21 protein-coding genes and 1 pseudogene are annotated in these 24,313 nt (G+C 51.7%); 10 read left to right on the top strand and 12 right to left on the bottom strand.

The annotated features are described in order from the left end of the window. Nucleotides 1–600: 600 nt before the first annotated feature. The 4 genes from QNH46_RS22805 (at nt 601) to abc-f (QNH46_RS22790) (ending at nt 6,962) form a co-directional block, all read left to right on the top strand. Nucleotides 601–1,092 (top strand): MarR family winged helix-turn-helix transcriptional regulator, encoded by a 492-nt coding sequence (locus QNH46_RS22805; protein WP_283926148.1) that lies wholly within the window; start codon nt 601–603, stop codon nt 1,090–1,092. Then, nucleotides 1,089–2,816 (top strand): ABC transporter ATP-binding protein, encoded by a 1,728-nt coding sequence (locus tag QNH46_RS22800; protein ID WP_283926147.1) that lies wholly within the window; start codon nt 1,089–1,091, stop codon nt 2,814–2,816. The genes QNH46_RS22805 and QNH46_RS22800 overlap by 4 nt, the downstream gene beginning before the upstream one ends. Beyond that, nucleotides 2,813–4,705, top strand: coding sequence for an ABC transporter ATP-binding protein (locus QNH46_RS22795; protein WP_283926146.1), 1,893 nt, complete (start codon nt 2,813–2,815; stop codon nt 4,703–4,705). Before QNH46_RS22800 ends, QNH46_RS22795 begins: the two co-directional genes overlap by 4 nt. A gap of 403 nt (nt 4,706–5,108) precedes the next feature. Beyond that, nucleotides 5,109–6,962: a ribosomal protection-like ABC-F family protein gene (abc-f, locus tag QNH46_RS22790; RefSeq protein ID WP_283926145.1), complete on the top strand. Its 1,854-nt coding sequence runs from the start codon at nt 5,109–5,111 to the stop codon at nt 6,960–6,962. Between the two features lie 113 nt (nt 6,963–7,075). On the opposite strand, the gene QNH46_RS22785 is transcribed toward abc-f (QNH46_RS22790), so the two are convergent. The 7 genes from QNH46_RS22785 to QNH46_RS22755 form a co-directional block, all read right to left on the bottom strand. Then, complete coding sequence (locus QNH46_RS22785; RefSeq protein ID WP_283926144.1) at nt 7,076–7,420, bottom strand: EamA family transporter; 345 nt, start codon at nt 7,418–7,420, stop codon at nt 7,076–7,078. Next, the gene (locus QNH46_RS22780) at nt 7,404–7,751 is read right to left on the bottom strand and encodes a DUF2304 domain-containing protein (RefSeq protein WP_283926143.1); all 348 of its coding nucleotides are present in this window, start codon (nt 7,749–7,751) and stop codon (nt 7,404–7,406) included. Before QNH46_RS22780 ends, QNH46_RS22785 begins: the two co-directional genes overlap by 17 nt. Further along, nucleotides 7,752–8,456 carry a glycosyltransferase family 2 protein gene (locus QNH46_RS22775; protein WP_283926142.1) on the bottom strand — a complete coding sequence of 235 codons (705 nt, stop codon included), beginning with the start codon at nt 8,454–8,456 and terminating at the stop codon, nt 7,752–7,754. Further along, a complete protein-coding gene (locus QNH46_RS22770; protein WP_283926141.1) occupies nt 8,453–9,745 on the bottom strand; it encodes an ArnT family glycosyltransferase in 1,293 nt (430 codons plus the stop codon). The genes QNH46_RS22775 and QNH46_RS22770 overlap by 4 nt, the downstream gene beginning before the upstream one ends. A gap of 140 nt (nt 9,746–9,885) precedes the next feature. Next, nucleotides 9,886–10,548 (bottom strand): DNA-3-methyladenine glycosylase family protein, encoded by a 663-nt coding sequence (locus QNH46_RS22765; protein WP_283926140.1) that lies wholly within the window; start codon nt 10,546–10,548, stop codon nt 9,886–9,888. 39 nt (nt 10,549–10,587) lie between these two features. After that, nucleotides 10,588–12,591 (bottom strand): ribosomal protection-like ABC-F family protein, encoded by a 2,004-nt coding sequence (gene abc-f, locus QNH46_RS22760; protein ID WP_283926139.1) that lies wholly within the window; start codon nt 12,589–12,591, stop codon nt 10,588–10,590. Nucleotides 12,592–12,696: 105 nt separating this feature from the next. Next, nucleotides 12,697–12,810, bottom strand: coding sequence for an RAxF-45 family protein (locus tag QNH46_RS22755; protein ID WP_283928529.1), 114 nt, complete (start codon nt 12,808–12,810; stop codon nt 12,697–12,699). Nucleotides 12,811–13,036: 226 nt separating this feature from the next. Here QNH46_RS22755 and QNH46_RS22750 point away from each other — a divergent pair, with 226 nt between their 5' ends. From QNH46_RS22750 to QNH46_RS22740, 3 genes are all read left to right on the top strand, one after another. After that, on the top strand, nt 13,037–13,903 hold the full coding sequence (locus QNH46_RS22750) for an amino acid ABC transporter substrate-binding protein (RefSeq protein ID WP_283926138.1): 867 nt from the start codon (nt 13,037–13,039) through the stop codon (nt 13,901–13,903). Nucleotides 13,904–13,957: 54 nt separating this feature from the next. Beyond that, the gene (locus QNH46_RS22745) at nt 13,958–14,626 is read left to right on the top strand and encodes an amino acid ABC transporter permease (RefSeq protein WP_213591176.1); all 669 of its coding nucleotides are present in this window, start codon (nt 13,958–13,960) and stop codon (nt 14,624–14,626) included. Nucleotides 14,627–14,761: 135 nt separating this feature from the next. Next, nucleotides 14,762–15,211, top strand: a complete 450-nt coding sequence (locus QNH46_RS22740) for a hypothetical protein (RefSeq protein ID WP_213591174.1) — start codon at nt 14,762–14,764, stop codon at nt 15,209–15,211. A gap of 88 nt (nt 15,212–15,299) precedes the next feature. On the opposite strand, the gene QNH46_RS22735 is transcribed toward QNH46_RS22740, so the two are convergent. The 4 genes from QNH46_RS22735 to QNH46_RS22720 all read right to left on the bottom strand — a co-directional run bounded on the left by QNH46_RS22735 (nt 15,300) and on the right by QNH46_RS22720 (nt 18,889). Then, entirely contained in the window at nt 15,300–16,253 is a 954-nt protein-coding gene (locus tag QNH46_RS22735; RefSeq protein ID WP_213591172.1) for a DUF4097 family beta strand repeat-containing protein, read from the bottom strand. After that, nucleotides 16,246–16,851 carry a DUF1700 domain-containing protein gene (locus QNH46_RS22730; protein WP_213591170.1) on the bottom strand — a complete coding sequence of 202 codons (606 nt, stop codon included), beginning with the start codon at nt 16,849–16,851 and terminating at the stop codon, nt 16,246–16,248. The genes QNH46_RS22735 and QNH46_RS22730 overlap by 8 nt, the downstream gene beginning before the upstream one ends. Continuing rightward, nucleotides 16,848–17,174 (bottom strand): PadR family transcriptional regulator, encoded by a 327-nt coding sequence (locus tag QNH46_RS22725; protein ID WP_213591168.1) that lies wholly within the window; start codon nt 17,172–17,174, stop codon nt 16,848–16,850. The genes QNH46_RS22730 and QNH46_RS22725 overlap by 4 nt, the downstream gene beginning before the upstream one ends. 161 nt (nt 17,175–17,335) lie before the next feature. Then, entirely contained in the window at nt 17,336–18,889 is a 1,554-nt protein-coding gene (locus tag QNH46_RS22720) for an FAD-dependent oxidoreductase (protein ID WP_213591166.1), read from the bottom strand. Nucleotides 18,890–19,064: 175 nt separating this feature from the next. On the opposite strand from QNH46_RS22720, the gene QNH46_RS22715 reads away from it, so the two are divergent. The 3 genes from QNH46_RS22715 (at nt 19,065) to QNH46_RS22705 (ending at nt 24,041) form a co-directional block, all read left to right on the top strand. Next, a complete protein-coding gene (locus QNH46_RS22715) occupies nt 19,065–21,422 on the top strand; it encodes a spore germination protein (protein ID WP_283926137.1) in 2,358 nt (785 codons plus the stop codon). Nucleotides 21,423–21,543: 121 nt separating this feature from the next. Next, nucleotides 21,544–22,749 (top strand): Ger(x)C family spore germination protein, encoded by a 1,206-nt coding sequence (locus QNH46_RS22710; protein ID WP_283926136.1) that lies wholly within the window; start codon nt 21,544–21,546, stop codon nt 22,747–22,749. 14 nt (nt 22,750–22,763) lie between these two features. Then, nucleotides 22,764–24,041 (top strand): GerAB/ArcD/ProY family transporter, encoded by a 1,278-nt coding sequence (locus QNH46_RS22705; protein WP_283926135.1) that lies wholly within the window; start codon nt 22,764–22,766, stop codon nt 24,039–24,041. Nucleotides 24,042–24,143: 102 nt separating this feature from the next. On the opposite strand, the pseudogene QNH46_RS24690 reads toward QNH46_RS22705, so the two are convergent. Then, nucleotides 24,144–24,212, bottom strand: a pseudogene (locus QNH46_RS24690) (hypothetical protein); the annotation flags it as partial. Nucleotides 24,213–24,313: the final 101 nt, after the last annotated feature.

Raw genomic sequence — 24,313 nt, 5'->3', positions numbered from 1 at the left:
TGGGGCCCTTGTCGCTGCAACTTTTTCAAGCAAATTCTGTAGTAAAAGGCCAGGTTCTCGTCCGTGCGGATGAACCCACCAAACAAGACAACTCGAAGGAGGCGGCATTTGGCTGTTAGTCCGATCTAACGGATCTCATCCACGTTATTTGTACATATTTGCGATGATTTTAATTCTAACGGTTGCTAGCCACTCTATTTGCCAATTATCCTCTGCTTGGTGCAGAAAAAAGTAAAATAACGCTCCCTAGATTAGTTACATTTTGACAGGGGCTACTTTCAAACAAATAGCGCTTGTGAGATCCGTTATAAAGTGTCGGTCGCCGTCACGTTCCTGATCTAGATCTCGGCTTCGGTTCCCGTATAGGTCGCGGTTTCGGTCCGCGGTTCGTGGTATTAGGTCGCGTGGTATAGGTCATGTCTGGATCACCGGTTTCAGTTGTGGCATTTTTCGCCTGCAAATTTACTGTCTGCATATTGGATAACATTGCTGCTCCATAGATATTTGACTTTGAAAAATGACGGAAATATAATTAGGTGTACTAATAAATAGGAATGCTAATTATTAAATAGTATAAATAAATGCACAGGGGGTGATTGCATGATTATGGGCGACGATCCGGTAGCCCAGAGGCTTATTGATGCGCTTCACCGTTTTCGCCGGGCAGACTGGCACAAGATGGCGGTTGGCGGATGGAACAATAGCGAAATCAAAATGCTGCTCTGCATCCAGTATGGGTGCACTCAGGATGAGAGAGGCTCATCCGTCTCTTCACTAAGCTCCATGATGGAGGTTACCTCGCCGACCATTACCCAGCTCATCAAGAATCTGGAACGCGGGGGGCTGGTCACCCGGTATAACGACCAGGAGGACCGGCGCGTTGTCAGAGTGAAGCTGACGGAGCAGGGAAAGGCTGTGACAAAGCAGGCCAAGGAGGATGTAGCGCGCAGATTCAAGGAGCTGTACGAGCGTCTGGGAAAAGAGAAGACGGAGCAGCTGGCCTCGCTGCTTGAACAGGTCTATGAGCATTTGGAGGCTGGTATGAAAGAGAAGAGCGACATTTATAGGGAAAGTGGAGATGATGGACGATGACTAAGCTTTTTCGGTTTTTGAAGCCGTTCCGGCTGCCGATTCTGGCCGTGCTCGTGCTGGTGTTTTTTCAATCGCTATCCGAGCTTTACCTGCCGACGCTGATGGCGGATATCGTGGATATTGGCGTAGTCAACGGCGATACACCATATATATGGAAGGTTGGCTCCTTTATGCTGCTGGTAGCGCTTGGAGGAATGCTCTGCTCCATCGCAGCCAGCTATTTCGCCTCCCGGGCGGCGACAGGATTCGGTAAGCTGCTGCGGGCGAAGGTTTTTAACCATGTCGAGAATTTCTCTCTGGAGGAATTCGACAAGCTCGGCACGGCTTCGCTGATTACGCGTACGACGAACGACATTACGCAAGTCCAGCAGGTACTGATCATGATTTTGCGGATGATGGTCATGGCGCCGATGCTCTGTATAGGCGGAATCATTATGGCCGTCTCGAAGGACGCTACGCTGTCGCTCATTTTCGTGGTAGTTCTGCCTGTGCTGGCGCTGGCTATTTTTCTAATTGCCCGGAAGGGCATTCCGCTGTTCAAGGCGATCCAGAAGAAGATCGACAAGTTGAATCTGGTTATGCGGGAGAATCTGACGGGAATTCGCGTCATCCGTTCCTTTAACCGGGTTCAGCATGAGAAAATGCGCTTTGACCAAGCGAACTATGACTTGACGGATACCTCGATTAAAGTAAACAAAATTATGGCTTTCATGATGCCGGTCATGATGCTGGTGATGAACCTGTCGTCGGTAGCAATTATTTGGTTCGGCGGGCTGCGCATCAACGCGGAAATGATGCAGGTTGGGGATCTGATGGCGTTCCTGCAGTATGCGATGCAAATTATGTTCTCGCTTGTAATGGTGTCGATGATGTTCGTGATGATTCCGCGCGCGTCGGCTTCGGCTGTCCGGATCAATGAGGTGCTGGATATGGCCCCGGTCATCAAGGATACGGATGCGCCGGCGCCCGCGAATGGGCAAAAAGGCCATGTCGAGTTCCAGAACGTGTCGTTTAGCTACCCTGGCGCCGAGAAGCCGGCAATCCAGGATATCAGCTTTGCGGCCCGTCCCGGCGAGGTAACGGCGATCATCGGCGGTACAGGCTCCGGCAAATCCACGCTGATTAATCTCATTCCGAGGTTTTATGACGTGGAGGAAGGCCGGGTACTGGTGAACGGCACCGATGTCAGGGACATGTCCCAGCATGAGCTGCGCTCGAAGATCGGCTTCGTTCCGCAGAAAGCCGTACTGTTCACAGGCACGATCAGCGACAATATCCGATACGGGAAAGAGGATGCCAGCGATGAGGAGGTGCGGCATGCGGCGGAAATTGCCCAAGCGGCCGACTTCATCTCTAAGATGGAGCATGGGTATGACTCCCCAATTGCGCAGGGCGGCTCCAACGTCTCCGGCGGTCAGAAGCAGCGTCTCTCCATTGCCCGGGCATTGGTACGCCAGGCGGAGATATATATTTTCGACGACAGCTTCTCGGCGCTTGACTTCAAGACGGATTCCAAGCTGCGCGCAGCGCTCAAGCAGGAGACCGGGGAATCCACCGTCATTATCGTCGCTCAGCGGGTAAGTACCGTACTGGATGCCGATCAGATCATCGTGATGGACGAGAGCCGAATCGCGGGGATCGGCAAGCATCAGGAATTGATGGAGACCTGCGAGGTGTATCGGGAAATCGTCTTGTCCCAGCTGTCAGAGGAGGAGATCGCATGAGTCAGAGTCACCAACAAAGCGCAAAAAGACCAGGCGGCTTCGGCGGAGGCCGGGGGCATGGCGGCCCGCCCGGAATGGGCGTACCGGCCGAAAAGGCAAAGGATTTCAAAGGTACGCTCAGACGCCTTATAACTTATATGCGTCCGTTCCGGCTGCAGATTGGTTCCGTGGTCCTCATGGCTGTCCTCAGTACGGTATTCGCCATTCTTAGCCCGAGGGTTATGGGGGATGCGACGACCATACTATTCGAAGGAATCATGGGGAAAATGAAGGGAATTCCGGGGGCGGCTATCGACTTCGATGCCATCGGAAGAATTATTCTTACTTTGCTTGGACTGTACTTATTGAGTGCTCTATTCAGCTACTTCCAGCAGTATTTAATGGCGGATGTCTCGCAGAAGACGGTCTACAATTTGCGGAAGCAAGTGAACGACAAGCTGTCGCGTCTGCCGCTCAAATATTATGACGCCAGAACGCATGGGGAAATTCTCAGCCGGGTGACGAATGATATGGACAATATCAGCTCCACCCTGCAGCAGAGCATGACCCAGCTGATTTCATCGGTTCTGACCATTATCGGGGTTATCGTGATGATGCTCTCGATCAGTCCGTTAATGACGTTGATCGCGGTATTGACGATCCCGCTAAGCATCATGGCGATCACTTCGATCGCCAAGCGTTCCCAGCGCCAGTTTGTCCGCCAGCAGAAGGAGCTTGGCATGCTGAACGGTCATGTGGAGGAAATGTACACGGGCCATAAGGTGGTCAAAGTGTTCGGCCGCGAACAGAAGTCGCTGCAGCAATTTGATGAGATCAACGAACGCCTGTATGAGGCGGGCTGGAAGGCGCAATTCATTTCTGGCGTGATCATGCCAATCATGAGCTTCATCGGCAATATCGGTTATGTGCTTGTTGCCGTGGTAGGCGGCGTTCTGGTCCTGAAGGGAAAAATCAAGATCGGTGACATTCAGGCATTCATCCAGTATACGAGACAGCTGTCCATGCCGATTTCGCAAACGGCTAACATTGCCAATATCATTCAATCCACCGTCGCTTCCTCGGAGCGTGTATTCGAAGTGCTGGACGAAACCGAGGAAGTTCCAGATCCGGCTCACCCTGTTCAAATTGAAGAGCCGAAGGGAGAGGTCTCCTTCAATCATGTCCGTTTTGGCTACCAGGATCAGGCGATACTGATCGACGATATGAATATTCATGCCTCGAAAGGACAGACGATCGCCATCGTCGGCCCAACGGGCGCCGGGAAGACGACGCTGATCAATCTGCTGATGCGTTTCTATGAATTGAACGGCGGCTCGATTACAATCGACGGGGTCGATATTACGGAGATGAGCCGGGGGAACCTGCGCAGTCTATTCGGTATGGTGCTTCAGGATACCTGGCTGTTCAACGGTACGATTCGCGATAATATTGCCTATGGGCGTGAAGGAGCGACGGAGGAGGAGATCATCCAGGCCGCGAAGACGGCGCATGCCGATCATTTCATCCGCACGCTGCCGGACGGGTATGATACGATCCTGAACGAAGAAGCCTCCAACATCTCACAAGGCCAGAAGCAGCTTCTGACCATCGCTCGGGCTGTTCTCGCCGATCCGGCGATTCTTATCCTGGATGAAGCGACGAGCAGCGTGGATACGCGGACGGAAATTTATATCCAGAAGGCGATGAATGAGCTGATGAAAGGGCGCACGAGCTTTGTCATTGCGCACCGCTTGTCGACGATCAAGGATGCGGACTTGATTCTAGTCATGAATCACGGTTCGGTCATCGAGCAGGGTACCCATGAAGAACTGCTGGCACAAGGCGGATTCTACGCTGATCTGTACAACAGCCAATTCTCCAAAGGCGGCTTTGATCTCGAAGTCGGGTAAGCCCGCTAAATTCGTTTAATCCGGTAAATCCGGAAAGGCGGCTTGCTCTCGGCTGGAAATCATGGTAATAATAAAAGAGTAAGAAGCAACCCATTATTTTAACTATTCAGGAGGACCCTTAGACGATGGAGTAAGAACACGTTCCCACAAGACAACTTGTCAGCAGGCAAGCGGCGCTCTCGAGACATCGGGAGCCGGTCAGGGATACGTGTGTCGACTTAGGGTCTTCTTTTTTTGTACTCAAAAAGACAGATACAATCATAAGGAAAGCTGAACCAGCGCTCATTTTGGCGTCTGAGTCTGTTTCTGCTTATGGTTGTACCCCTATTTCGCTGTATCTGACCGTGTGCCGCTGGCCACGGTTATTTGCGTTCCATATTCGCGAAACGGGGGATGATGTGAAATGACGATGGTTTTAACAGTTAAGGGTTTAAGGAAGGAATGGAATGGAGAGGTATTGTTTACAGACCTCTCGTTTGAAGTAGGCAGCGGAGAGCGGGTGGCGCTATTCGGCCGCAATGGCTCCGGGAAGACGACTTTGCTGCAGGGCCTGCTGGGCAAGATCAGCTTTGAGGAGGGGCGTGTCCACAGAGTGCTGCCGCTCGAAGAATGGGGCTGGATGGAGCAGCAGGTCGACCTCGATTCGCCATTAACGCTGCTGGAATACGTGCTGTCCCGATCCGGAGAAATCTATGAGTTGAAAAAAGAACTGGAGCAATTGCAGAGCGAAATGGGATCCGGTCAAGCCTCGGAGGCAAGCGTGGAGCGATACGGTTTGATTTATGAGCGGTATATGCAGCTTGGCGGCTATGATTGGGAGGTCAAAGCAGAGAAGCGCCTGGGGCAAATGAACCTGCCGCCGGAGCTGTGGAATTTGCCGTTTGAGCGGCTGAGCGGCGGGCAGAAGACGAGAGCGCAGCTCGCTGCCCTGATGGTTCGCGAGCCGAAGTTCATCCTGCTGGATGAGCCGACGAACCATCTCGATACCCAGTCCCTGAACGACCTGGAAGAGTGGGTTCGCACCTATGAAGGGACGATCCTGTACGTGTCGCATGACCGGACATTCATGGACCGGACGGCTACGTCCGTTCTGGAGCTGCAGGCTGACGGATGCCGGCGTTATGCAGGCGGCTACAGCGATTACCGGCAGCAGAAGGAGGTCGAGTGGCGCACCCAAATGACGACGTACAAAAAGCAGGAGCAGGCGAAGCAGGCTCTGGAGCAATCCATCCGGCGCTACCAGGAATGGTTCCATCAGGCCCACCGGGCTGCCCGCGCGGATAATTTGGATGTGGCGATCACGGCGAGCTTCTACAAGGCGAAGGCGAAGAAGAATATTTCGCGTTATCATGCGAAACAGAAGGAGCTGGAGCGACTGGAGCGGGATCGGGTGGAGAAGCCCCGCGAGGCGAAAAAGCTTCGAATGAACCTGCAGGACGGAGCGTTTGCGGCGTCGACCTTGCTGCGCATGAACGATGTTGGCTTCGGCTACGGGCAGGATCTGCTGTTCCGCCAGTTCAACCTGCAGGTAGAACGGGGGGACCGGGTCGGCGTATTGGGGCCTAACGGAACGGGCAAGTCTACGCTGCTCAAGCTGGTAACGGGGCAGCTTGCCCCGTCTTCAGGCGCGGTTGCCCTGCATCCGCAGGCACAGATCGGCTATTTTGCCCAGGAGCTGCATAACCTGGATGAAGGCATGAGTATTCTGGACAGCCTGCTGGTGCTGCCGGATATGACCGAATCGCATGCAAGGACGATTCTGGGCTGTTTTTTATTTTCCAGGGATGAGGTGTATAAGAAAATCGGCGATTTGAGCATGGGCGAGAAATGTCGGGTAGCGTTTCTGAAGCTGTTTTTCGGCCAGTCCAATCTGTTGATTCTCGACGAGCCAACAAATTACCTGGACATTGACACGCGTGAAGTCGTTGAGGAAGCGTTATGCGCGTATCCGGGAGCGCTCATGATTGTGACGCATGACAGGTATTTGGCTCGCAAGGTCTGCAATCGGCTGCTGCTGCTGGACGGGAGGGAGGAGCCGGAGTGGTTCCCGGGTACGGTGGAGGAATATGAATCCAAGGATCGGGTGAACCGGCGGGATTCCGACGGGCAAATGGCTGACAACGAACGGGAGCGCCTGGGGCTGGAGCTGGCTGTTCTGATGGCGCGTGAGGAGCCGGAATCTCCCGGAGAACGGGAGGAATTGATGCGGGCAATTGCCGAAGTCCGCAGGAAGATAGAGGCTCTGTCCGAGGTATGATGAAGCGTATGCCAACGCGTTCTCCCAGTAAGGAAAGCTGCTGTCGATCACATTTAAACTGATAAAATTCAAAAAGACGCCAAACGGCGTCTTTTTTGTTTGCAGATATGCGGTTATTTCGCCAGCAGGTATACGCCGAACAGAATGACGGCAACGCCGGCCAGCTTAGCAGCCGAGATGGATTCGCCAAACAGGTAGTAAGCAGGTATAAGTGCGAGAACGTAGGCGAAGGCTTGCATCGGATAGGCTACACTTAGCGGCAAACGGGTCAGAACGGCAAACCACAGAATCGTGGCCAGCCCATAAAGTGCAACGCCGCCGAGAATCATCGGGGACAGAAGCAGCTTGTTCCATACGAGCCCTCCTGACCGCGTCAGTCCGATCTTAAAGAGAACCTGCCCCGTGACCAGCAGCAGAATGTTGCCGAAGAGCATTACATAACTAATTGTTTTTTCCATAAAGCGCCTCCCGAGCCTTTAAGATCGCCACTTCCTGACTCAGGCGGAGTACCTGGCTCGTCAGCTTGGTAATGACGATCGTAAGATGAAGTATGAGCGAAAAGCAGAACAGCAGGCCGAACAGGAAAAGGACGGCCGGAGCGTATTTTACGCCAAGCTGGTCCGCGATCCATTCCATCAAGGATACATTCCATGAAACGATGAGCAGTACGATGCTGAATAATATCCATAGCAGGGAATACTGTTCTTTCAGCCTCTGTCTTCGCACGAGTTCCAATACGATGACGAGAAAAGCAATCGCGACCGACACTGATAGAATGTTGATAAACATCTATTTGATCACCGCCGTTCTATTATATCGCATTGCGCTCATAATGACAGAGAGAGTTACTTTAACCATATAGTAAACGGACCTTGCGGGCGTGATCGAGGATCGGCCTGCCTGTCTCCGCTGCATTTCCGTGGATACCTCCGTAATTTTGCAGCCATGGCGCTTAAGGTAGACGAGGGATTCCACCTCAGGGTAATCGATCGGATAATAGCTGGCATACAAATTGATGACTTTGCGTCCGGCTGCCCGGAAACCGCTGGTCGTATCCGTGAACCGCTGTCTCGTAATGAGCGAGACCAGCTGGGAGAAAAAGATCATGCCGATGCGGCGCATATGCGGCGAGCGGTATGACGTGGATTTCACGTACCTGGAGCCGATCACGAGATCGTATCTGGACGCCTGTTCGATCAATTTAGGCAGCTCTTTTGCCGGATGCTGGCCGTCGGCATCCATTTGCACGGCCACATCATATCCTTGCATTTTTGCATATATATAACCGGTCTGCATGCCGCCGCCAATTCCGACATTGTAAGGCATCGTCAAGACGCTGGCGCCGCTGGCCTTGGCAATCTCTTCCGTCCGGTCGGTAGAACCGTCGTTGATGACGACAATATCTGTTTCCGGCACATGTCTGCGGATATCCGCGATTACGGAGGCAATGCTGCCTTCCTCATTATATGCCGGGATGATAATGAGAGTTTTCATGGGGTTACCGTCCTCCTTCTTCTGAAGCCATTGTTATAAAGCTTGCTGAAGTACCCGAGAAGCTGTTCTACGAAATATGATCCGAATAGTATTAACAGAATCATGTTCGGATAGCCATACCGGTTAAAAGCAACGAAGGGGATATAAATAACGGTGAAATAACCGAGTGCCAAAACGAGCGGGAGAAGCTTGTCCCAGCGATGCTTAAGCAGAGCCCGGCAAATGCCGAGCATATTGATGATCATCAGGATGATTTGAATCACATTCATCACCGGCCTCGTTACGGGCCAGATCGGGCGGGAGTAGAAAGGATGAAAATACAGCTCAACCCATCGGCCTGCCGTAAACCAGTAGAGATATTTCAAGGGTTCATGCTGGAAGCCGTATTTGATCATATCGATTCCCTTTTGAATCGCCATGCGGTCAGCGCCTTGGAACAAGGTGTCCGGGTCGTATTGTGGATAGGCCTCGAAGAAGCCTGCTGGCGGCAGCTGCCCATGGATTCGGGTTCCAAGCAGGAAGGGGCTTCCCCCGGAATTCGTGAACAGGATAAACTCATGGAACGTCAGCCAGTTCCGGATCCACCAGGGAGTGAGCAGAAGGATATAAACCCCGATCATGAGCAGGGCATACTTCAGCATGGAACGCCATGGGAGCCGATGCCTCCACCAGAGAACGAGAAATACGGCAGGGTAGAGGGAGGCATGGGGCTTGAAATAAGCCGCTGCAGCGGTCAGCGCTCCTATCAGGATATAATAACGCGCCGTATTTTTGTCCAGGGCCATGATGGTGACGCATAGCAGAAGCAGGAGGATCGTTCTAAAGGTCGTTTCCGATAGAATGACGCCAGAAGAGAAATAATCCGGCAAATAAATCGCGCTGATCGTACAGGCAACGAGAGCCGTCCGGGTGTTAAAGATGCGCTTGCCCAGCCAGAAGATCAGATAGATCGACAGCACTTGCAGGATGCATTGATATAGCCGGTAAGCGATGACTCCGCCTTCCTCTTGACCGAACAGGGCCATGAATCCCGCCAGAATAAGCGGAAGGCCGGGCATGATGAAGGCCGTCGGCTTGTCTCCGGTATTATAGGCAAGCACGCCTTCATTCAGCAGAAGGCGGGAGGTCTGCATATATTTGACGTCATCATTGTTAGGCTTAAGCGGATCGCCAAGAAAAAAGTAATTATTATAGGCCAAAACAACGACACAGGAAACAATACCAACAAAAGCCATTAAAACGGCTAAATACAGCTTGGCCCCGCGGCTCACTCCTCCAATTCCGAACAAAAGCTTCAACTCCACTCTAGAAAATATTCAAATATATATATAAACAAGTTGCGGCGTTTTAAATAGGCAATGTTCATATAACATATATTATGGGAAAATATCCCGTAATTATAAAACGTTCCAGAGTGTAATATTCAATTTTATTTGTAGAGAAGCTCGCTGAGCGTTTGGCCGGAGTCTACATGTCCGATATTGATTGCTTCCCATAAATAGAGGGAGGCGATGGAACCGTAAGGGCTCCATAGATCCATGACCTGCTGCAGATACTTGCGGTCCACCCGCTCTTCCAGGTCATAGAGCCATTTGGCGGCGCGCTGAAGCCCGGCATCCCCCACAGATACGACATTCTCGCGGCCGAGCCCGAAGATCAGGAACATCTCGGCCGTCCATCTGCCGATGCCTTTAATTGAAGTCAGCGCCTGGATGACCGCATCGTCGCTCTTTTCGTGCAGGCGCTCCAGTACGATTTCGCCCGATTGCACTTTGCCGGACAGGTCGCGAAGATATGCCACCTTGGAAGCGGACAGTCCCGCGCCCCGCAAGGCTTCGTCATTTACCGCCGATAAGGCGTCCGGGGAGAGCTCGCCAGCTAATTCCAGCACCCTGCCCCGGATCGTTGCCGCAGCCTTGACGGAAATTTGCTGGCTGATGATCGAGCGGGCAAGGGCAGCGAAATGCGGGCCTTGCGGCGCCGTCTTGATCTCGCCAATCAGCGTGATCAAGGCCCCCATGCGGTCATCGGCCTCAGACAAGGCGGCCAGGCGAGGGTCATCCATCTGAAGATGGAAGGATATCGGGTTCATCGGACATTCACTCCTTATTTTGCTGAAATAACGGCCCCATCACTTTTCTAAAAGGGAAATATATTTATCAATGAGCGGATCAAGATTCCGCTGAACTTCAACACGCTCCTCCAGCAGAACGTTCAGCTTATCTGCGTCGCTCCCGATGCCCGGATCAAGCATAGCCTCATCGATCTGTGCAATCCTCTGCTCCAGGGAGGATATCTCCTGTTCCATTTTGCGAAGCGTGGCAGGGTTAGCGGCGGAAGAGGCTGAATGATCGTGCTCTTGCCCCGAGGTCTGCTCTGCTTTATTTCGCATTTTTCCGTTAGGGGAAGCTTCCGGAGCGGGCAATTTGGGGAGAGCGGAATCTCTCGCCGCGTTGAATTCGTATGCCTGCGCGGACTGTCCGTGTGACGCAGGCTTCCGCTTATTCAGCTCAGCCTGATAGTCCGCATAGCCGCCCTCGGTAATGAACATCTTGCCCCCAGCAAGCTCCCATATCTGGTCTGCGATTTTGTTGATAAAATATCGGTCATGGGAGATGACGAGCACAGAGCCGGGATATTCCTCGAGCGCGTCCTCCAGGGCTTCCCGGGAGTCGATGTCCAGATGGTTGGTCGGTTCATCCAGGAGCAGCAAATTCGGTTTGCGGTACATCAGCATAGCCAATCTCAGCCTCGTCCATTCACCGCCTGACAGACTATGAACCTTCTTGAAAACGTCACTTCCGTAAAAGAGGAAGCGCGCAAGCTGATTACGGGCTTCCCCGGCTTCCATGCCGAGTCCATTCCGAAAATACTCCAGTACCGTGCAGGGGTCGTCCTTGGGTGCCGATTCTTGTGCAAGATAGCCGGTTTCCACCCGCGAGCCGAGCCGAATCTCCCCCTCCTGAACGGGTTCCATGCCTAGAATGCACTTCATGAGCGTCGTTTTTCCAGCACCGTTGCCGCCGATTAAGGCAGCGTTCTCTCCGTAGCGAAGCGTATGATTTATACCGCGGTACAGCGTGCGTTCCCCGAGGCTTTTACCTGCTTCCCGCAGGACGATGACATCTTTGCCGGAACGGTCAGACTGCGACAGCTGCAGGTCGATGCGCTTTCGTTCGAGCACGGGCCTTTTCAGCTTGACCATGCGGTCCAGCGCCTTTTGCATGGAGGCTGCTCTGCGGTGGAATCCCGCGTTCGGCGGGTTGGAACGGTTTCCCCACTCAATCAGCTGCTTGATGGCCTCCTGCATTTTCTTAATTTTCTTCTGCTGTTCTTGATAGTTGGCAAATTGCTGGAGCAGCCTGCGTTCTTTCTCATTTTTGTATTCGCTATAGCTGCAGGGGTAGGTAAATGCTTCACCGTCCTCGATTTCGATGATTTTATCGGCTACCCTGTCCAGAAAGTAGCGGTCATGGGAGATCACGGTAACGGTACCTTTAAAAGCATGCAGAAATTCCTCTAGCCAATGGACGGCAGCCAGGTCCAAATGATTGGTCGGCTCGTCAAGCAGAAGAACATCCGGCTGCTGCAGCAAAATGACGGCTAGACCGATCTTCGTCTTCTCTCCGCCGGATAAGGAGCTGAAGGCCTGCTTGTAGGAACTGGCAGAGATACCGAGCCCATGAGTCACCCGCTCGATGGACGCCTCCATTTCAAAGCCGCCGTTACGCTCAAAGGCTTCCTGCAAGGTTCCATACTGCTGGAGCAGGCGGTCCATGTTAGAGGTGTTCATGCCTGACGAGGATAACGCGGACATTTCTGCTTCCAGCTGCCTCATTTGCGCATGGATCACGAGCAAAGGCTCAAAGGCGGATTGCAGCACATCGTATACCGTCATATGGCTGGCATAGTCAGGAATCTGGGCGAGAACGCCCAACGTAGTGTCCTTGCGGATGGCGATAGAGCCATGATCGGGCGTTTCACTGCCGGATAAAAGACGCATCAGCGTCGTCTTGCCGCTTCCGTTGCGGCCGATCAAGCCTACCTTCTCGCCGGATTTGATTTCAAAGGTAACATCGCTGAGCACCAGCTCGGCACCGTAATATTTTTGGACATTTATACATTGGATAATCATTCTTTATAATCTCCTTTGGCTCATGCCGCTTCCAGCGAAGCAAAGCTACCTTGGAGACGAAAAAAGGCTGCAGAAATTCTGCAGCCTTCTTCACGTAACGTTCCGTTAGGTTAAGGTAGGAGCGGCATTTCGCAAGTGTAATTTGGATATCGAATAGCTAAAAATGGACAGACTAATCCCGTTGACAGCCACACCATAAAAAATGCCAAATAACGCCATAGGCAATTGGCTAATTCGATTCCATACGAGCTTGCGATCCACTCTACCCACCTCCTTCTAAATATAATTATTTAAATTGTATCCGTTTTGGCATTTATTTTCAACAGCCCTTTTGCTGATATAAAAAAAGGGATTGACGAAATCGGGGTTGAAGCGTAATATATTCAATTAATCCGAGTTGAATTATATGAATTAAATTTAAATTATAGATAGGGGTCTGGTAGATATGAAGAAACTCAGCTTAACAGTTCTAACCCTAGTATTGACGGTCCTGCTTGCAGCCGCTTGCGGCGGTGGAACGAATAACGGCTCTGGCAATACGGCAAATGACTCTGCGGGTAAAGGCAATGTTGGCGCAGGAGCGCAGACGGAGACAGCCTCTGGGGAGAAGAACCTGCTTGAAACGATCAAGGCAAACGGCAAAATCCGGATCGGAACGGAGGGAACGTACGCGCCGTTCACGTTCCATGATAAAGACGGCAAGCTGACAGGTTTTGACGTAGAGCTGGCTCAGGAGGTTGCCAAGCGTCTTGGCGTAGAGGCCGAGTTCATCGAGACGCCGTGGGACGGCATTTTCGCCGGACTGGATGCGAAGCGGTTCGATACCGTGTTCAATCAGGTCACCATTCGCGAGGATCGCAAGGAGAAATACGACTTCTCGGATGCCTACATCGTATCCCGTGCCGCTTTGATCGTCCGCGAGGATAATAACGACATTGCGAAATTTGCTGATCTTAACGGGAAAAAAGCCGGGCAGTCGCTGACGAGCAATTTAACGGATATCGCCAGGGAGAACGGGGCGGAAATCGTCGGAACCGAAGGCTTTAACCAGGCGATCGACCTGCTGCTTTCGAAGCGGATCGATGCAACGGTGAACGACGGGTTGTCCTTCTTGGATTTGAAAAATCAAAAGCCGGACGTGCCGCTGAAAGTCGTTGATGAGCTGCCGGAGGCTGCAGAAAGCGCAGCGCTGTTCAACAAAGGAAATGACGAGCTTGTAGCCGCCGTCAATGAAGCGCTGGCAGCGATAAAGGAAGATGGCACGTACCTGGAGATTTCCAACAAATATTTTGGCGCAGACGTATCTAAATAAACTGAATCCGGAACAGGGTGATTCCGCCGGTCTGCCCGCAAAGGATGTCTTGATATGAACGATAGGCTTGTACAAATATTTATCGATTCGCTGCTGCCCCTGCTTAAAGCGGGGGTTGCTTTTACTATTCCCCTTACGTTGATTACCTTTGGCCTTGGCATGCTAGTGGCCATATTGACCGCCCTGGCGAGGCTGTCCAAGTGGACGCTGATTCGTCAAGCCGCGAAGTTCTACGTATGGGTTATACGGGGAACTCCGCTCCTCGTGCAGCTGTTTATTATTTTCTACGGCTTGCCTAGTGTCGGCATTACGCTGAAGCCTTTTTCCGCGGCGGTCATCGGTTTCACGTTAAGCGTCGGAGCCTACGGATCGGAAATCGTCCGCGCAGCGATATTGTCGATAGAGAAGGGGCAATGGGAGGCCGCCTATTCACTGGGGATGAGCCGGATCCAGGCGCTATATTACGTGATACTGCCTCAGGCGGCCCGCGTATCGGTTCCGCCGCTGGGCAACTCCTTCATCAGTCTAGTGAAGGATACCTCGCTGGCCTTTACGGTCACCTATGCGGAAATGTTCCGCAAGGCGCAGGAAATCACATCTGTGACCTATGAGCCGCTCCTCGTGTATAGCGAGGTCGCTTTGATCTATTTGCTGTTCAGCACGGTTCTTTCGGCATTGCAGTCGCATATGGAGAAACGGCTCGATCGTTTTGCCGTCAAATAAGCCATGTAAAAAATGTGGTTGCTCTGTTATTTATTTCTGAAATCCGTTGCATTATAATGAGGAAGGCAAAAACGTGCTGGTGGAGGAAAATCAGATTACGAGGTGTCAATCTTACATGAAATAAGGGGAGTCTACTTGAAAAGAACAGCACAACTTATTATGGATCAGCTGCTGAAGCAGTCCGGCAGCACGGTTACCCTCGACGTTCGTTCGCGCTTCCCCGGTGGTCGGAACGTTGGCGGCAAATACAGTATCGCCAACCATAACGTCACGATGTATTTGGAGGAAATCAAGAAGCAATGCCTAAGTCTCTTTGGTTCGCTGGATGTTTTCCCGCAGGTGCTGAGTATCGTGTTCGCCCATGAACTCGGGCATGCGGAGGATGCCAGTCTGAAGGAGCTGTCGGATCTTCTGGATGCGACCGACAACGAGCTGGAGCGCAGGAGAATTGCTCTTCGTATCGAAGAGAACGCCTGGGACTATGCCAAGACGCTGATTCCGGAGGAAGATAAGAGCATTATGCAGACGGTCATTTATTACTCGCTGAAGTCATACCGCGATGCCATCGCGGGCGAAATCGCCTAGCGAATCGCATTTCAGTATGTCATATGTCATAATAGCCCCTGGCTTTTAGAGCCGGGGGCTATTTTTTGAATAGGATAGATTAGAACAGTTATTTGATCGTAATATTTCCTGAGGTGGAGCGCACCTTAATGAGGTCTTCGGTTACGCTAGGTGAATCGGGCGCTTCGATTCGGCCCGAAGTGGCCCTAAGGTCGTAAATGCCTTGAAACTCAGGGTCAGCGGAAAGGGCTACGTTTCCAGAATGGATGGATATATCCAGTGAGTCTGAGCGCTGCTCCTTGATCGTGATGTTGCCGGAGGTGGATTTAATGGTTCCGTTCCCCGTCCATTCACTGATTTTAATATTGCCCGAGGTGGCTGTAACCTGAATATCGCCTTTCATATCTTGGGCTGAGAAATCCCCAGAGGTCATTTCGGAAGTTAAAGATCCTCTTATATTGTTGAGTCTCACATTGCCAGAGGTTAGCTTAATATCGGTATCAGCCGCAATCTCATCCAGCGAGATTACGCCGGAGAAGTTCTGGATCTTCAAGCGGTCGGCGGTTAAATTCTGGGCCGTCAGGTTGCCTGATTTCGTCTCCAATGATATTTCTTTGGCGCGTAAAGCCTTGAAATTGCCGTTGTTGGCCAGCAGATCGACAGAGATTTGATTTAACGACCGCTCCGGATCGGCCAAGGCCACCGTCACATGCTGGGTGGAGGATCGAAAGTTGAAGCTGAGGAAACGAATGACATACTCCTCTTGAAAATGAAGGGCGAGGGACTGAGCGGCGATTTTCGTCCCTGTCAGCTTATCAATTGATTTCTGGGGCAAATTCCCGCTAGCTTCCACGTAATTCGTGCCATCTGGGCTGTGGATAAATTCGAAATTGACATTATAGTCGCTGTCGATGGACAGCGACTGCAGTTCGTCATCCCCAAACGTCCATTTCTGCGTATAGGCAGGCTGTTCTTTCTCGAAGTCGAAGCCCTGATAGATCATCCCGCCGATGCCCAGGATGATGCAAAGGGTCGCAATTAAGCTCCATCCTTTTTTATTCATTAATCTTAACTCCTTTGGCGACTCGGACGTTCCATGCCCAATAAGACGCGCTTAGTTTTAGGATGCCGGAATAGGCATGCCGCGTACTGATGGCGAGAAAGATACCAATTCCGACTAAGGTTAGGGCGGCAAAAGCCTTTGCCGGCAAGAGAGCCCCGTTAAATGCATATTCGAGCAGCAGGGCAGCAGGGCTCACAATACCGCCAACGGCCCCCAGTGCAAGGGCTAGGGCTGCTGCCCATAGAGATGCCAGCAAAGGCATCATGACCAGGTTAAGGAAGAACAACCCGGCATAAACTGCTGGAGCAGCTTTCCGGTAGCGGGTGCCGCGATCTCCGGTAGGAATTGCGTCGGTCTGTCCCTGTGGCGGTTCTCCAAACCAGTATAAGGGGTGCTGTGGAGCCGAACGGTTGCCCAGGGCTTCCTGGGCCAGTTCAACCGGATCGCCCAGTTCGCGGACGATTTCTTCCTCGGTCTTTCCATTCTGAAGGCCGAAAGCAAAATGAGCTTCATAGTCCTCCATTAATTCATGGCGCTCCTCCGGCGGGAGCGCCGATAAATGAGTACTGAGCAGCGAGATGAATTCGCTCTTTGTCATAAATCGTTCCCTCTCTCGATTAAATTGGATACGTTGCTGACGAATCGTTTCCATTCAATCACCAGCTTCTTCATGTGTATTTCCCCTTGAGGGGTCAGTTTGTAATATTTACGGGGAGGCCCTTCGCTCGATTCCTGTAAATACGTCGTGCAATGGCCTTCGTTCACGAGCCTGCGCAGCAGAGGATATAGGGCGCCTTCCGCCACTTCGATGTGCTCCGAGACAGATTGGGCCAGCTCATATCCATAGCGATCCTTTTCGTGGATGAGTACGAGGACGCAAATTTCCAAGGCGCCTTTTTTGAATTGGATACTGATATCCAAGTGGCATCGCCTCTTTTTTCATATATTTAGCAGTATTTATCAGCAGTTTTCTACATGATATCATCCAGTACTGAATAATGCAATATAGTAAATGCAAGAAAGGCACCAGCCGGTGCCTTCGTGCAATCCAGGTTTTATTCTTCGGTATGCCATCACCGCCGTCAAGGCTCCTGACTGAGCAGCGGCAAGCTTTCCGTGGCCGGCCCTTCCAGCACTTTTCCTTCGTAGTTGAACCTTGATCCGTGGCATGGGCAGTCCCAGGAGCGCTCGGCCTCGTTCCATTCCACCTCGCAGCCGAGATGTGTGCATGTCGTATCAACGATGTAAAGTCGGCCTTCCTTGTCCTTATAGCCGCCGGCCCGCTTGCCGAGATGCCGCACAACCCCGCCTTCGTCATTTTTCAAATCTTCCGCTTTACGGCGGATCAATTCTACCTTGCCAGATACCCATTCCTTGGCGACATCAGCGTTCTGTACCGTAAAGTTCTTCATGCCCGGATTTACCTTAAAGCGGGAAGGCGTATACAGATCCGTATACTTGTTGCCGTGGCCCATAATGAGATCGCGGAACATCAGAGCGGCTGCGGTTCCGTTCGTCATTCCCCATTTGGCAAATCCAGTGGCTACCAGAACCTTGTCCTCGTTTGCAGTAATAGCCCCGATGTAAGGGATTTCGTCTATTGTGACGAGATCTTGAGTCGACCATCGGTAAGGGATGCGTTTGGCTCCGAACAGCTTGCCGCCGAATTTCTCCAGTTCTTCATAGTGCTTGAAAGTGCACTCGCCCTTACCCGTTTTGTGTGATTCTCCGCCGACCAGAATAACCTGCTCATCGTTCAGCAGGGCTGATCTCAGGGAACGCTTAGGGTCGCCGCAATTAATGTACATGCCCTGTTCCAGCGGAATTTCCGGCTCTATAGCAACTACATAAGAACGTTCCGCATGTAGTCTAGTGAAGTAGAACCCGCCTCCGTCATAGAACGGGAAGTGCGAGGCAGAGATCGCATATTGGCAAGTGATTTTATGACCTCCCTCGGTAGTGAGCTGCCGCCGCCCGTCCCGGGTATGGTCAGCCGCATCCTCCAGGGTCGTATTTTCGTAGAGGGTTCCGCCATGTGAAACTACGTATTCAACGAGGGTACGCAGGTAATGCAGCGGGTGGAATTGGGCCTGGTTCTTCATCCGTATGGCTCCATAGACTTGGATGGGGATCGGCAAGGTGTCGCACCATTCGCCCGGCAGCCCTAGCTGCTCATAAGCCTCCCATTCTTTGCGAAGCTGCTCTGCCTGCTCCTCGGAGTCGGCGTATAAATAGGCATCCTGCTGCTGCAATTGGCAGTCGATTTGATGCTCCTCCACTGTGGATCGAATGAAAGAGAGGGCTTCCTCATTTGCTTCATAGTAGAGTCTGGCCTCTTTATCTCCAAAATGCTTCCGCAGCTTGTCGTAAATCAGTCCGTGCTGGGCCGTGATTTTGGCCGTTGTGAACCCGGTCGTTCCGTCAAGAATTTCGGCCGCATCCACAACGGCTACCTTAAAGCCTGCCTTACATAGCAGATAGGCGGTGGTAATGCCCGTAATGCCAGCGCCGATAATGGCGACGTCGGTCTCGATATCCTCTTGGAGCCGGGGAAAAGAGGGCAGGTTGGTCGTATCCCGCCACATGGATTGGGGGTATCGGGGGAGCTCTCCAGAACCGTAAGTTTGGTTATTCATAGGCAACCTCCTTATAATCGCAGTCGTTTTTCATTATTACCACGTTGTTGGCAAATTAAAGCATAGCTAGTCTCGTTCTTTTGCCGATTGCGTCTGCGATACTTGTAATGAATCCGCATGAAAATGGGTTTGTTAGCAAATAATGGGGATAAGTTAAGCGACAGGAGCTGCCATCATGAAACGCAATCAATTTATCGGTAGAAGCAGACGCCAAATTCAAGGAAATCAAGAGCAGAGGAAGAACGGCAACCATCATCGCAGACCGGACGGGGATACAAGCCAAGACAAAAACGAGACCGATTCCCGAAAGGATGCTAATTCTCAGCAGCATCAAGCGGAGCCTCAAAGCCGCGATAGAACACACCAGGATGATGCAGGTATCCAAAGCAGCGGTAGCACGCATAAGAATGATGCTGGGTCTGAAAGCAGCGGCAGTGTGCGGCATGGTGATGCTGAATCTCGGAGCAATGGCAGTAGGAAGCAGAATCAAGCCGAGTTACAGAGCAGCGATAACTTGCAAAATGGCAATAGCTCACAGACCGGTGCAAATTCACAGGGGGATTACGGTTCATCGAATGGAACTACCTCTCGGGTAGATTCCGCACAGGGAGGTGCAGGCTCGCAAGGAACTTCTGGCTCCCAGAGCAGTACCGGCTCCCAGGAAGGCGCTGATTCGCAAGGCAGTCCTATTCTTCAGAGCAGTATTCCACAGGGCGGAACCCATAATAGGGAAATTCCTGGGGAGTTGCAGCAAACCGTACAGCGCATCCAGAAAGAAACCGGGGATAGCCCGGATATCGTTGTCCGCAAAATGAGTTTGGGGGGAGAAAAGCCGACCTCTATCGCTGTTATTTACTTAAATGGATTAAGCGATCAAATGATCATCAATTCCTTTGTTATGGAAACCATATCCGGTCTGGGGGAATTGGAAGCGAAGGATTCGGAAGCAATGCTGGACCAATTGCAGACCCGGTTCCTGTCCCTGGGTGAATCAAAAATAGTTTCTGAGTGGAGCCATGTGGTGTTTGATATTTTGTCCGGGGATACAGCTATATTTTTGGAGGGCAGCACTAGAGCCATTATAGCCGGAACCCGTGGGGGAGAATGGAGATCCATTACGGAATCCACTACGGAGCTAGTCGTCCGGGGTCCGAAAGACAGCTTTGTAGAATCGATTGCAACCAACATCTCCCTCCTTCGGCGCAGAATCAAAAATACGGATTTGTGGCTGGAGACCATGAAAATAGGCGCTGTCTCTCATACGAATGTGGCTATGATGTATATTCAGAGCCTGGCTGATCCGAAGCTTGTTCAGGAAGTCAGGCAGCGTCTGGAGAACGTTCAGCTTAACGGAGTACTGGAATCCGGTTATATCGAAGAATTTATTCAGGATAAGACTTTTACTCCGTTCCCTACCATATTTAACACAGAGAGGCCTGACACCGCGGCTGGACATTTATTGGAGGGCCGGGTAATCATCCTTGTTGATGGCACCCCGTTCGTCTTAATTTTGCCAACCGTATTCGGCCATTTCTTTCAATCGCCGGAGGATTATTCCCAGCGTTTCGATATCAGCATTATAATGCGTTCGATTCGCTATCTCAGCTTCATCATACTGCTTCTTGGACCAGCTATATACATCGCGCTGACCACATTTCATTATGAGATGCTTCCTTCACTGCTGCTGGTCAGTCTGCTTGCCCAGCGGGAAGGAGTACCCTTCCCGGCATTTGTCGAAGCGATGCTGATGGAGGTTACCTTTGAACTGCTCCGTGAAGCGGGGCTGCGCATGCCAAGAGCTGTCGGGCAGACGATATCGATTGTGGGTGCGCTTATTTTGGGAACAGCCGTGGTTGAAGCGGGACTGATTACTCCGGGAATGGTCATCGTCGTTGCCTTGACGGGAATTTCCAGTTTTGCGCCGACTGCATACAATATCGCTGTTGCTGGACGGCTGATCCGGTTCGTATTCATGGTCTTGGCTGGCATGTTCGGATTGTACGGCATTACTCTGGGAATTGTGATGCTGATCATCCACATGAACAGTCTCCGATCTTTTGGAGTTCCGTATCTAGCTCCTATTACACCATTTGTTCCGAAGGATCAGAAGGATACGTTCATCCGTATGCCGGCTTGGATCTTAAGGACTCCGCCAGACAGGATCAGGGAGCAGCATCTCATTCGGGAGGGCCGGAATAAAAACTCGATAGGACTCAACCACCAACAGGGCCAACAAGGCCATCAAGGCCAGCAAGGCCAGCAAGGCCAGCAGGGCCAGCAGGGCCAACAAGGCCAGCAGGGCCAGCAGGGCCAGCAGGGCCAGCAGTGGCAGCAGGGCCATCAAGGCCAGCAAGGCCAACAGGGCCATCAAGGCCAGCAAGGCCAACAGGGCCAGCAAGGCCAGCAGTGGCAGCAGGGCCAGCAAGGCCAACAGGGCCAGCAGTGGCAGCAGGGCCAGCAAGGCCAACAGGGCCAGCAGAGCCAGCAGAGCCAGCAGTGGCAGCAAAGCCAGCAAGGCCAGCAAGGCCCATAAGAGCCCCAAGGCCAACAAGGGGCTTCGGATCACAGGATATAAGGGGTTGCCGGGCTATGTGATGAACTGAACTGGCAGGCCGCTCATTAGACTAATTTGTTTCTGGCAGGAGGAGCGAACCATGATAAAGAGGACTATAGCCGTCGCTTTGGCTTTCTGCTGTATTGTGCTGACGAGCGGCTGTTGGGACGCTATTGAGTTGAACCGGAGGGCGGTCGTTTCTGGAATCGGCATCGATCATGCGCCGGGAGAGGAGGGGCTGCTTATGGTAACCTTCCAGGTGATCATCGCCGACGAAATCTCGGGTAAAACCGGCAGAGGAGCTACTCCGACTTCTGTTTACTATGGCAAGGGGCACACGATTAGCGAAGCGATCCGCAACGCATCCCGCCAAGTGCCGCGCTTGACTTCCACAGCGCATACCAGGCTCATTGTCATCTCTGAGAGTGTTGCCCGGAAAGGCATCGCGGAAATTATGGACTTCCTGGACAGGGACTCCGATATTCGGTTGTCCTCTGATGTCGTTATTGCCAAAGAAAATCTCACCGCCGAAGAAGTGACTGCTTCGCTTACGCCCATTGGCAAAATTATGGCCTATTCTCTTTCGGAAAAAGTTGAGTTTGCGTCGAGCCAGCTAGGGGAAAATTACCCTATGGCAATAGATGATATCATGCGTGACTTGCTGATTCCTGGAGGGGGACCTGTCATCAATGGATTGGAGGTGTTTGGCGACGTAAGTGGACTGGGCAAGAAGAGCAATTTGGAAAGCGTTAGAAGCTCGCTAATCGTGATCGGCGCCCCTGCTATTTTCAAAGGCGATAAGCTGGTGGATTGGTTATCCCCGAACGAAAGCCGCGGCATGGTCTGGATGAAGAATAAAATGAAAAAAACTTCGCTGGTCCTGCAGCCCGATCAGGAAATAGGCAGCATGGGCATGGACGTCATTCGCTCCAAAACCGACTTGAAAGCCAAACTGGACGATCCGCTTCACCCGGTGATCCAGGTCGGAGTCAAATTGCAGTTGTCTGTAAGGGACGTAAACACCCCCATTGATTTGAAACAGCCTGAGGTGCTCCACATGATTGAAGCAAAAGCGAATGAGGAGATTGTTCGTGACTTGCAGGCCGTTGTCCAAAAAGCACAATTGGCAAAGAGCGATATTTTTGGTTTTGGAGGAGTTATCGAGCGTCAAAGTCCTGCGGTTTGGAAAAAGATTGAGGGTCAATGGGAAGATCTGTTTCCGCAGATTAAAGTTGAATATAATGTGGATTCCGTCATACGCAATACGCAGCTGCGTGACCGATCCTATAAATTTCATCAACGCTAGGGAGGCATAGCGAAGTGGAGAAAATCAAAATCACTCCTTTGCAAATATTTTCGTTAATAGTCTTGTTTGAGCTGGGTACGGGACTTGTCGTCAATTTGGGAATGGAAGCCGGCAAGGACGAGTGGCTGGCCGTTCTGCTCGGGATGGTCATCGGAATTTTGCTGTATGCCGGCTATTCGATGCTGTACCTGTGGTTCCCCAATATGCTGCCTACGGAATATGATAAACTGCTGCTTGGTAAATACCTGGGAACCTTGGCTGGAATCAGCTATATGGTATTTTTCTTGTATAAGGCATCAAGGGATTTAATGGACGGCGGGTTGCTGGTCATTGCCACGACGCTGCGGGAAACTCCCGTTTTTATTGTTAATATGCTCATGATGATTACTGTTGCTTATACGATACATAAAGGGCTGGAGGTGCTCGCCCGAACGGCTCTGATCCTATTGACAGTCATGATGATGATCGGTGCGCTAAACCTGCTTCTCATTGCTTTCGCGCACATTGTCGATATTAATCGGCTGTTGCCTGTGCTGGGCGGCGGCATAGGTCCGCTGCTCCGAGCGGTGTCCAGAACAAATTATCAGTTCCCATTTGCAGAGGTCATTGCGTTCAACATGCTGCTGCCGTTCCTGAATCATCCCAAAAAGGGGGTTAAAGCCGGTTATTTAGCCCTTTTATTTACCGGCCTTATACTTAGTTTAGCCGTGGCGACGACAGTAGCCGTGCTGGGGGCTGATCTTGCCGAGCGATCTTATTTTCCCATGTTGATTATGGTCGGGAAGGCTTCAATCTCCGACTTCATTCAGCGGCCAGATATCTTTGTCGTTATGGCGTTTATTATTGGCATCTACTTCAAAATTTGCATTTACTTCTTTGCAGCGGTCATAGGGATATCGAATATTTTCAATATCCCGTACCAGAAATTAATTTACCCGCTTACTCTCATCATTTTGGCGCTGACGGCTTTTGAAACCCGTTCATATAGCGAGCATTTAACGAAAGGGGGAAAAATGCTGTATCTGGTCGATCCGATATTTTTCATTGTGCTCCCGTTAATCCTTCTGATTGCAGCTGTAATTCGCAAGTTTATTTTCCGTTCAAGACCCGGAGCCGGAACCGGAACCGGCGGGGGATTCGGGACAGGAGCCGGGGACGGGATAATGGGCGGAGCCGGCACTAGTGCCGCTGGGACTGCCCATACCGGAACTGAAGGCGGTTCCGGAGCCGGATACGAAGTTCCCCGAAGCGGCCCCGGAAGCGGCGGAGGGGTTGGCGGTGGTGGAAGTTGACTTGCCGGCCGGATTTTTCTTTTTCGCATACATAGCACGGAACATGTCGGGTACAACGAGAAGCAGGAGCATAGCACTAGCAGCCCATTTTTCTGCACCCGTGAAGAAGGAATGGCTCGTGTTTATAAAAATGGTGTTCCATGGAAAGCCGGTTCGGATATCAACCCACATGCTAAATGCAGCGCATAACAAGGTAAACAAAATGGTAATCGCATATTTTTTCACGAACATCGGTATCCATCCTTTTGGTCAGAATTATAGTCTTATTATGT

Origin of the sequence: Paenibacillus woosongensis, from assembly GCF_030122845.1 — a bacterium.
GTDB lineage: Bacteria > Bacillota > Bacilli > Paenibacillales > Paenibacillaceae > Fontibacillus > Fontibacillus woosongensis_A.
The sequence above is the reverse complement of the archived record's forward strand: the minus strand, read 5'-3'. Positions and strand labels throughout refer to the sequence as shown.